Genomic DNA, 9,140 nt, shown 5'->3' with positions numbered 1-9,140 from the left:
CTCTATGAGCAGCGCGCGCTGCGTGTCCGAGATGATCGCGCGTCCGTCGCCGGACGCCGCCCAGAGCGCCTCGATCAGGTCGTCGAAGCGCATGATCCGCAGGCCCATGGGCGCATCGCAAGCGAGCTGCTCGACCGCCCGCTCCACGTCGGCACGCGTCGGCACGACGAGCACCGGCTCGCCCCCGTGCGACAGCTCGTCTCGAACCATCGCGTGCAGGACCGCGGTCTTGCCCGCGTGCGCGCGGCCTGTCACCAGCGTGAACGGCATCGTCCCTCCCTCTGCTCGCCGGCAGGGGAGAGCCTACGACGGGGCTTGGACACCGATCACCCCGGCTGCGCGGTCGTGTAGCGCTCGACCCCCTCGCGCAGCTCCCGCACCTTGCGCCACGCGACCTCCTCGTCGCGCCCGAGGTGATGCTCCACGCGCTCGATCACCGCGCCGGCGGTCTCCTCTGCGCGAACCGCCAGGCCCTTCGCGGAGTCGGCGAGGCGTACGGCCTCTCCCGCCAGCCTCCGCCGCGTGCGGGCGCCGCTGTCAGGTGCGTAGAGGATTCCGAGCACGACGCCGACGGCGAACCCGATCAGCATCCCCATGACAAGATTTTCCAGACCGCCACGCCTCACGACACATCACCCCCTGTCGACCCGCCAGGGCTCGTGAGCAGGGAGAACAGTCGCTCCAGGTCCTCCTCGCCGTGGAAGTCGATCTCGATCTTGCCCTTCTTGTCGTTCTGCCGGACGCGAACCGCGGTGCCGAGCACCTTGCGCAGCTGCCGCGCGACCACCTTGAAGGACTTGGGCTGGGGCGCACGCGGCGCACGCTCCGCCTGCCCGGCCGCCAGCAGGCGCGCGAGGCTCTCCGCCTCGCGGACCGAGAGCCCCCGGTCCGCGACCTTCTGCGCCATCGAGATCCGGCGCGCGTCGTCGGGCACGCTGAGGACGGCGCGGGCGTGGCCGGCCGAGAGTCGGCCGTCGTAGACCATCTCCTGGACCTCCTCGGGCAGGTCGAGCAGGCGCAGGGCGTTCGCGATCGCCGACCTCGACTTCGAGACCTTGTCCGCGAGCTCGGCCTGCGTCATCTGGTACTCGCCGATGAGGCGCTTGTAGCCGCGCGCCTCCTCGATGGCGTTGAGGTCCTCGCGCTGCAGGTTCTCGATCAGCGCGACCTCGAGCGCCTCGGCCTCGGTCAGATTCACGATCCGCACGGGGATCGACTCGAGTCCGGCCTCTCTTGCGGCCCGCCATCGGCGCTCGCCTGCCACGATCTGGTATCCCTCGCCCAGCGGCCTCACGAGGATGGCCTGGAGCACCCCGTGCTTGCCCACGGAGTCCGCCAGTTCCGTGATCTTCTCGTCCTCGATGTCGGTCCGCGGCTGCGCCGGGTTCGGCGAGATCATGCCGAGCGGCAGCGACTGCGGCTCTCCTTCGTCCGCCGAAGCGGTCGGGATCAGGGCGGCGAGCCCGCGTCCCAGTCCTCCCTTAGACACGCGACATCACTTCCTTCGCCAGTTCGCGGTAGGCGTTCGCACCCTTCCCGCTCGGATCGTAGATGGTGATCGGCTGTCCGAAGCTCGGCGCCTCGGAGAGCCGGACGGTACGCGGGACCATCGTTGTGAACACCTTGTCCTCGAAGAAGTCCCGCACTTCCTCGACCACCTGCGCGGAGAGCCGTGTCCGCGAATCGAACATCGTCATCACGACGCCGAAGACCTCCAGCTCGGGATTCAGGTGCGTCCGGACCAGGCGCACGCTGTCGAGGAGCTTGGAGAGTCCCTCCAGCGCGTAGTACTCGCACTGGATCGGGATGATCAGCCCGTCCGCGGCCGTCAGCGCGTTCACGGTGAGGAGGCCGAGCGACGGCGGGCAGTCGATGATCACGAAGTCGAAGTCCCCGAGCACCGGCTCGAGCAACGCCTTCAGGCGGGTCTCGCGGCTCATTGTCGCAACGAGCTCGATCTCGGCGCCCGCCAGCTCGATGGTAGCCGGCACCGCGAACACCCCTTCGACCTCCACCGGCTCGATGAGCTTCTCCAGGGGAAGCCCCTCGAGCAGCGCGTTGTACACGCATGCTTCGCGCTGGTTCCGGTTGAGCCCGAAGCCGGACGTCGCGTTCCCCTGTGGGTCGAGATCCACGAGCAACACCTTGCGGCCCTCGTGGCCGAGCGCCGCGGCCAGGTTGACCGAGGTCGTGCTCTTCCCCACTCCGCCCTTCTGGTTGACCACGGCGAGCACGAGCGCGCCGGGCCGTCTCTTCTTCGTCACGGCATGGAACCCCTTCCCGTGGGCGACTCCGTGCACTATACCGCGCCGTCCCGCGCGCGTGAAGCACCCTGCGCTACCCGAGCGGCCGCTTCGCAGCCATCCCGGGCCGGCGCGGCAGCTTCACCTCCGGGTCTCCAACCCTCAGGAACGAGACGAGAGTCCGCGAGCCGTGGACTTCTGGCACCGAGACCTGCTCCACGGCATACAGTACGAGACCGCATACCGCCGCCGCGGGGAGAGACCGCTCCACTTCGCCCTCGACGTCCGGACCCTTCAGCGCGATCAGCCGCCCGTCGGCCGCCAAGAGCGGGGCCGCGAGCTCCACGAGGGTAGCGAGCGGGGCCACCGCGCGTGCGACGACGGCTGCGAATGCGCACGGGCGGGTGAGCGCGAGCTCCTCCGAGCGCACCGCGGCGACTGTGATGCGTGGGGCGAGCCGCTCAGCGATCTCGCTGAGGAATGCGGCCTTCTTGCGGATCGACTCCGCGAGCACGGCCTCACGCCCGGACGCCACGCAGAGGGGAATCCCGGGAAAGCCGGCCCCGCTGCCGAGATCCACGAACTCCCCGGCCGGGCAGGACTCCAGCATAGGCACCGCGGCGAGCGAGTCGAGGACGTGACGGCCGATCCCCTCGTCAAGCGTCCTCACCGCAGTGAGGTTCAGCCGCTCGTTGGCCTCCAGGACCGCCTGGAGGTGGCCGCACATCGTCTCGGCCTGCGCCTCGGAGAGCGGCACCCCGAGCTGCTCGGCACCACGCAGCACGCGTTCGCGCGCCTCGTCCCTGTCAGTCTGGTGTTTCACGTGGAACATTGTGTGCGCATGGACGCCGCAGGACAAGTGTTTCACGTGAAACACGTCCGTCCTCGTCGGCCTCCGGCTCGGCGATGTTCCACGTGAAACACCGACGGGCCGCCCGCAGGCGGCCCGTCATCGATCGCGCGATCGCCGCGTCCTAGCGCGGCATCACGACCACCTGGCGGAACGGCTCGTCGCCCTCGCTCGCGGTGAGCACCCGTGGGTCTTCCCGGAGCGCCATATGGATGACCTTGCGCTCGTAGCTGCTCATCGGGCGCATCTTGACCGGCTTCCCGGTGCGCCTCACCCGCTCGGCCGCCTGGCGCGCCATCTCATCGAGCTTCGCCTTGCGGCGGTACCGGTAGCCCGCCACATCCACGAGCAGGGGATACCGCACGCCAGACGTCCGGTATGCCACCGCCGCGGTCAGGGTTTGCAGCGCGTCCAACGTACGCCCGTGGCGTCCGATCAGCATGGCGAGGTCGTCTCCGACGACGTCGAGGATGATCTCACCGTAGTCGCCCTCATACTCGTCGATCTCGCACGACAGGCCGAAGGCCTTCAGGATCTCCTGCAGCGCGGCCACCGCCGCGTCGGCCATCTTGTCGACGTCCTCGTCCGACGGCCGCTCGGCATCTTCGCCCGGCTGCTCTCCGCCGCCGACGATCTCCCGCGCGGCGCGGCGCGCGTCTTCTACCTCGCGCGCGAATTCGGGCTTGAGCCATGCCCGGACCCGAGCCGGCTTGTCCCCGCCGATCCCGAACAGTGTCTTCCCCGGCTCGTCCAGCACCTCGTACTCGACCGCGTCCTGCTGGACGCCCAGCTCCTCGAGCGCCGCATCCAGTGCCTCCGCGACGCTGGGCCCTTCCTTGATCACGCCCTCACTCGTCACTTGGGACCCTCCCCGGCCTGCTTGGCCTTCTTCCTCGAGCCCTTGGGCCCGGTTGCCTTCGCCAGTGCAGCGGCTTCGGCCTCTTCGGCCGCTCCGCGCTTCATCACCCTCGTCTGGACCGCCTGCTGGGCGAGCTGCCATGCGCTCGACGTCACCCAGTAGATCAGGACGCCGGCGGGGCTCACCCATCCGAAGTACACCATCATGAGCGCCATCATGTTGCCCATGTTCTTCGCCTGCTTGTCGGCGCCGGGCTGGAGCTGCTGGGGCAGCCAGACGCTCAGGCCGAACAGCAGGGCGAGGATGATGTAGGGGATCGACTCCACCTTGCCGACCGTCGTCCAGACGTGCTGCGGACTCCAAGTGATATCCAGTATATGCCAGAAGGCCTTCGCGGCCGGATTGTCGGGGCCGAGGTACTTCGTGAGGTTCCAAGCCGGCGAGGGGTTCTTCGCCGTGTTCGAGAGCACGTTGAACAGCGCGATCATGATCGGCATCTGCACGAGGAGCGGCAGGCACCCCCCGAACGGGTTCACCTTGTTCTCCTCGTAGAACTTCATCGTCTCGGCCTGGAGCTTCTCCTTGTCGTTCTTGTACTTCTCCTGGAGCTCCTTGATCTTGGGCTGGATGCGCTGCAGCTCGTACATCGACTTGGTCTGCTTGACCGTCAGCGGCATCAGGACGAGCCGCATGGCGATCGTGAACAGCACGATCGCGAAGCCGTAGTCGCCCGTGAACGCGTACAGGCCGTTGAGGGCCTGAAGCATCAGGCCGCGAAGGCTATCCCACACCGAGCATCACCGCTCTCTCACGCGCGCGCCGGCGGGCGCGCGAGGTTCTTAAGGCACAGGGTCGTATCCGCCCGGGTTCCACGGGTGGCAGCGCCCGATGCGCTTGAGCGCGAGCCAGCCGCCCCGGAGGACTCCGTATCTCTCGATGGATGTTACCGCATACGCCGAGCAGGTCGGGCGGAACCGGCACACGGGAGGGAACAGGGGAGATACCAGTTTCTGGTAGAGTCGGATCAGGAAGACGACCGCGCGTCTCACGCTGCATCACCCCGCCCGGACACCCTGCGCAGCGCACCGGCGAGCGCGGCGTCGAGATCAGCCGGCGAGGCGGCGCCCGTTGCGGCGCGCGCGATCAGCACGGCGTCCAGCCCGTCCCACGGGCCGCCTGCGCGCCTGCACGCCTCGCGAAGCACGCGCTTGGCCCGGTTGCGCGCGACCGCGCCGCCCAGCTTGCGGCCTGCGACGAACGCGACGCGCCCGCCGGGGCATGCGGCAGGCGCGGGGGACACGAGGACCACGAGCAGCGGATGTGTCGCACGGGTGCCTTCGCGGAAGAGGCGGTCGATCTCCGCCGATGAACGTATCGTCCGCATGGCGCCTCCGTGGGGCGCCGGCGCCGGCCGGATCAGGCCGACAGGACCGCGCGGCCCTTGCGGCGGCGGTTGGCGATGATGCGGCGGCCGGCCTTCGTGGCCATGCGCGCACGGAAGCCGTGCGTCTTCGCACGCTTGCGGTTGTTCGGCTGGTACGTCCTCTTCACCGGGATTCCTCCATCGGGCTACGGGCCCGTCGTCTCGTTCGGCTCCAAAGCCCGGTGATTATACGCCTCTCTCTCGCGCGCGTGTCAACGAATCCCGGCCCGGCCGACGAGCGGCCTGACGAGCGGAATGGGCACCGCCGGGGGTCGCTGAAACTCCCCCCGAATCTGTGGACTCTGTGGAAAACACAGGACTCACGCACGGGCGCGCTGTGGAAACCGCCAAACCGCGCATTGTGTTCCCGGAGGAGACATTGCTAGAATCGGCGCCGTTCCACCCGTCCCCTCCGAGCAGGGGAAACGCCTTGAAAACGCCCTGTTTCGACCGTCTCGGACGCGACCGTCCGGCGCGGTCGGGCAGGTCGGGGGGGCCGAGTTTCCACACGATCCTCCGCCGGCCCGGGACCCATACGGGACCGCTCGGCGATTATCCACAACAGGACCCCGCCCGCGTCGTTGCTCCGCTCCGGCCCGCAGTCGGAGCCTGGCGTCGCCGTCGGTCGGGAATGTGTCGCCGTCGGTCGGATGCACCTCGACTCGCGCGCGTGCGCGAGACACAGTGGCAGAACGCGCTTCGCGGAAGGGAGTCTGGGCGGCGATGGGTGACGTGGACGCGGTCGAGAGCGTTGCTTCCGAGGTTGCAGGCATCTGGGCGAGGGTCCTGGAGATCATGCGTCCCAACCTCAACGCGGCCAGCTTCAGCACATGGTTCGCCCAGGCGGTGCCGCTGCGCGTCGACGGCGACACCCTCGTGATCGGAGCCCCCAACCAATTCACGCGCGACTGGCTGGTGAAGTACACGGACCGTACGCGTGAAGCGCTCGCTGAGGTCCTCGGGCGCGCTGCCGGCGTCATATTCGTGGTCGATCCCCAGGCGTCCGGCGGCGTGCCGGAGCCGGCCCCCGTCATCGAAGTGGCCCCCGTACCTGCCTCATCCTCCTCCGGCGAGCCCGAGGGCGTTCGCCCCGAGCCGCCTGCGCGGCCCGCAGGCTCGACCTTCGACCCGGCCCAGACCTTCGAGACCTTCGTGATGGGCGACTCGAACCAGTTCGCGTACTCCGCCGCCCTCGCGGTGGCCGAGCGCCCGGGCAGGGCGTACAACCCTCTGTTCATCTACGGCGGGGTCGGCCTCGGCAAGACGCACCTGCTGCAGGCGATCGGCTCATACGTGGCCGACCACTTCCCCCACATGCGTGTGCGCTACGTGACCGCCGAGCAGTTCATGAACGAGTTCATCGGCTCGATCGGTGACAAGCAGCGCATCGACGGCTTCCGCCAGCGCTACCGCACCAACGACGTGATCCTCGTCGACGACATCCAGGTCCTCTCGAAGAAGGAGGGGACCCAGGATGCGTTCTTCCACACCTTCAACACCCTCCACCAGGCCGGCCGCCAGATCGTGCTGGCGTCCGACCGGCCCCCCGGCGAGATCCCGATGCTCGAGGAGCGTCTGCGGAGCCGCTTCTCCTCGGGCCTGGTCGTGGACATCCAGCCGCCCGACCTCGAGATGCGCATCGCGATCCTGCGGCGCACCGCGGCTGGCGACGACGAGCACGGCGGCAAGGACGTGTCGGATGACGTCCTCGCCTTCATCGCGGAGCGGGTCTCGTCCAGCATCCGCGAACTCAACAGCGCGCTCCTGCGCGTGCTGTTCTACGGATCGCTGAGCCATAAGGCCATCGACATCGCGCTCGCGCAGCAGGTCCTGCGCGACAGCTTCCCCGAGCACAGCGCGCGGCCGATCTCCGTCGCCACCATCCAGAGCGAGGTCTGCCGACACTACGGCGTCAGCCGCACGGAGCTCGTCGGGGCGAAGCGCACGCAGTCGATCGTCTACCCCCGGCAGATCGCGATGTACCTCGCGCGCGAACTCACGGACCACTCCCTGCCGAGGATCGGTTCGGAGTTCGGGAACAGGGACCACACCACCGTGCTGCACGCGGTCACGAAGATCCAGAAGCTCATGAGCGAACACCGGGACGTGTACGACCAGATCCAGACCATCTCGAGCGCGATCCGGCAGAAGAGCTGACCCGCCTCGCTTGTGGGCTACCTTGTGGGTGGTGTTGTCGGTACCTTGTGGGCGAAGGCCCGAACGTGTGGATGCGGCCATTCGCGTGTGGAAGCTGTTGATGGGGAGGAGCCTCCGCCCCACAGGTTGTGAACTATGGATACACCCGACCCGACCAGCACAGACGCGTGTTGTCCACACATTCCACAGCGTTATTGAGAGTGTTGTTGGTCGAATCCAGAGAGGAAGAACCGACCCATGCGGATCACGATGGCCCGGGGTGAGATGCTCGAGGCGTTGACCACGGCAGGCCGTGCCGTGTCGAACAGGTCGACCCTGCCGATCCTGTCGGGGATCCTGATCTCCGCGAAGGACGACACAGCCACGTTCCAAGCCACCGACCTCGAGGTGTCGGTCCGCACGAAGGCGACGGCCGACGTCGGGGACCCGGGTGATGCCGTCATACCCGGCAAGATCGTCTCCGACATCGTCCGCAGCCTTCCGGAAGCCGCGGTCACCCTATCCGCCGACAAGGACGGCGGGAAGGTCGAGTGCGGTCAGGCGGTCTTCCACCTGAACACCGTGTCACCCGAGGACTTCCCGAAGTTCCCCGAGATCGAGGCCGACACAGAGGTGTCGATCCCGGCCGAGGCGTTCGCGGCCCTGGTGAAGCAGGTCGCCAAGGCGGTCAGCCGAGACGAGACGAGGCCGATACTCACCGGCGTGCTCACCGTGGTCGAAGGACCGGTCTTCCGCATGGTCGCGACCGATTCGTACCGCTTGGCCGTCCGCGAGGTGACGCTCGAGCAGAGCCCGGGATCCGATCTCGAGGTCGTCGTGCCGGGCAGGGCGGTCGAGGAGGTTCCGAAGCTCGCGGGTCCCGCCCAAGCCATCCGCATGGGGATCTCCGAGAACCAAGTGGTCTTCAACGCCGGCGACACGACGTTCGTCACCCGCCGCATCGAAGGCTCATTCCCCAACTACCGCCAACTCATCCAGCAGGACCGCGACATAGCCGTCACGGTCGGCCGCGACGAGCTGCTCGAGGCGGTCAAGCGCGTGTCGCTGCTCGCGCAGCACAATGCGGCGCTGAAGGTTGCCGTCAAGGCGAAGGAGGGGACGCTGTCCCTCTCGGCCGCGACGGAGGGCGTCGGTGACGCGGCGGAGGACCTGATGGTCGGGGTCGCCGGCGACGACGTCGAACTCGCGTTCAACCACTCGTTCTTCGCGGATGGGGTCGCCTCGGTGGGCACCGAGCGCCTCACGATGAGGCTCGCCACGCCGATGAAGTCGGGCACGCTCGAGTCCGAGGGTGACGAGGAGTTCCTCTACCTGCTCATGCCGGTCCGGCTCTAGGAAGCCGGTCGTGCGGGCGTGCACCTCACGGTCCTGACCCTGCGGGACTTCCGCAGCTACGAACGGCTCGAGCTCAGGCCCGCCCGGCACGTCACGGTCCTCACCGGACCGAACGCCGCCGGCAAGACGAACGCCTTGGAGGCGGTCTCGCTCGCATGCCGGGGGGTGTCCTTCCGGCGGATGGCGCCGGCGGACGCGGTACGGTGGGGGTCCGGCCTCGCCGTCATCGAGGCGGTCGCCGAGGGTGAGAGCGGGCCCGTCACGATCCGCCTC

The 9,140-nt window shown here is 68.3% G+C and carries 13 protein-coding genes; 3 read left to right on the top strand and 10 right to left on the bottom strand.

Annotated features, from left to right (window positions below; translation table 11 throughout):
• From FDZ70_03550 to FDZ70_03505, 10 genes are all read right to left on the bottom strand, one after another.
• On the bottom strand, positions 1-270 hold a 270-nt coding region (locus FDZ70_03550; protein ID TLM78880.1), incomplete at its 3' end, for a hypothetical protein.
• Positions 271-326: 56 nt separating this feature from the next.
• Positions 327-596: a YtxH domain-containing protein gene (locus tag FDZ70_03545; protein ID TLM78879.1), complete on the bottom strand. Its 270-nt coding sequence runs from the start codon at positions 594-596 to the stop codon at positions 327-329.
• Between the two features lie 26 nt (positions 597-622).
• Complete coding sequence (locus FDZ70_03540; GenBank protein TLM78878.1) at positions 623-1,489, bottom strand: ParB/RepB/Spo0J family partition protein; 867 nt, start codon at positions 1,487-1,489, stop codon at positions 623-625.
• Entirely contained in the window at positions 1,482-2,264 is a 783-nt protein-coding gene (locus FDZ70_03535) for a ParA family protein (GenBank protein ID TLM78877.1), read from the bottom strand. The genes FDZ70_03540 and FDZ70_03535 overlap by 8 nt, the downstream gene beginning before the upstream one ends.
• Positions 2,265-2,337: 73 nt before the next feature.
• Positions 2,338-3,111, bottom strand: a complete 774-nt coding sequence (gene rsmG / locus FDZ70_03530; protein TLM78876.1) for a 16S rRNA (guanine(527)-N(7))-methyltransferase RsmG — start codon at positions 3,109-3,111, stop codon at positions 2,338-2,340.
• Positions 3,112-3,217: 106 nt separating this feature from the next.
• Positions 3,218-4,141, bottom strand: coding sequence for a protein jag (locus FDZ70_03525; protein ID TLM78875.1), 924 nt, complete (start codon positions 4,139-4,141; stop codon positions 3,218-3,220).
• Complete coding sequence (locus FDZ70_03520) at positions 3,949-4,743, bottom strand: YidC/Oxa1 family membrane protein insertase (GenBank protein TLM78874.1); 795 nt, start codon at positions 4,741-4,743, stop codon at positions 3,949-3,951. The genes FDZ70_03525 and FDZ70_03520 overlap by 193 nt, the downstream gene beginning before the upstream one ends.
• A 48-nt stretch (positions 4,744-4,791) precedes the next feature.
• The gene (gene yidD / locus FDZ70_03515) at positions 4,792-5,001 is read right to left on the bottom strand and encodes a membrane protein insertion efficiency factor YidD (protein TLM78873.1); all 210 of its coding nucleotides are present in this window, start codon (positions 4,999-5,001) and stop codon (positions 4,792-4,794) included.
• Complete coding sequence (gene rnpA, locus FDZ70_03510) at positions 4,998-5,336, bottom strand: ribonuclease P protein component (GenBank protein ID TLM78872.1); 339 nt, start codon at positions 5,334-5,336, stop codon at positions 4,998-5,000. Before rnpA ends, yidD begins: the two co-directional genes overlap by 4 nt.
• Before the next feature lie 32 nt (positions 5,337-5,368).
• Entirely contained in the window at positions 5,369-5,503 is a 135-nt protein-coding gene (locus FDZ70_03505; protein TLM78871.1) for a 50S ribosomal protein L34, read from the bottom strand.
• 595 nt (positions 5,504-6,098) lie between these two features.
• Between FDZ70_03505 and dnaA the strand changes: the two genes are divergently transcribed.
• The 3 genes from dnaA to FDZ70_03490 all read left to right on the top strand — a co-directional run.
• Complete coding sequence (gene dnaA, locus FDZ70_03500) at positions 6,099-7,532, top strand: chromosomal replication initiator protein DnaA (protein TLM78870.1); 1,434 nt, start codon at positions 6,099-6,101, stop codon at positions 7,530-7,532.
• Between the two features lie 237 nt (positions 7,533-7,769).
• Positions 7,770-8,867: a DNA polymerase III subunit beta gene (gene dnaN / locus FDZ70_03495; protein ID TLM78869.1), complete on the top strand. Its 1,098-nt coding sequence runs from the start codon at positions 7,770-7,772 to the stop codon at positions 8,865-8,867.
• 18 nt (positions 8,868-8,885) lie between these two features.
• The coding region (locus FDZ70_03490) for a DNA replication and repair protein RecF (GenBank protein TLM78868.1) at positions 8,886-9,140 on the top strand (255 nt) is incomplete at its 3' end.

This window comes from Actinomycetota bacterium, from assembly GCA_005774595.1.
GTDB lineage: Bacteria > Actinomycetota > Coriobacteriia > Anaerosomatales > D1FN1-002 > D1FN1-002.
This window is presented reverse-complemented; position numbering and strand designations above follow the sequence as displayed.

What these genes read in the sequence shown, in the direction of transcription:
- FDZ70_03545 (TLM78879.1), bottom strand. Translation starts at nt 596, where the DNA reads ATGGGGATGCTGATCGGGTTCGCCGTCGGCGTCGTGCTCGGAATCCTC.
- dnaA (TLM78870.1), top strand. Translation starts at nt 6,099, where the DNA reads ATGGGTGACGTGGACGCGGTCGAGAGCGTTGCTTCCGAGGTTGCAGGC.
- rnpA (TLM78872.1), bottom strand. Translation starts at nt 5,336, where the DNA reads ATGCGGACGATACGTTCATCGGCGGAGATCGACCGCCTCTTCCGCGAA.
- dnaN (TLM78869.1), top strand. Translation starts at nt 7,770, where the DNA reads ATGCGGATCACGATGGCCCGGGGTGAGATGCTCGAGGCGTTGACCACG.
- FDZ70_03525 (TLM78875.1), bottom strand. Translation starts at nt 4,141, where the DNA reads ATGGGTGAGCCCCGCCGGCGTCCTGATCTACTGGGTGACGTCGAGCGC.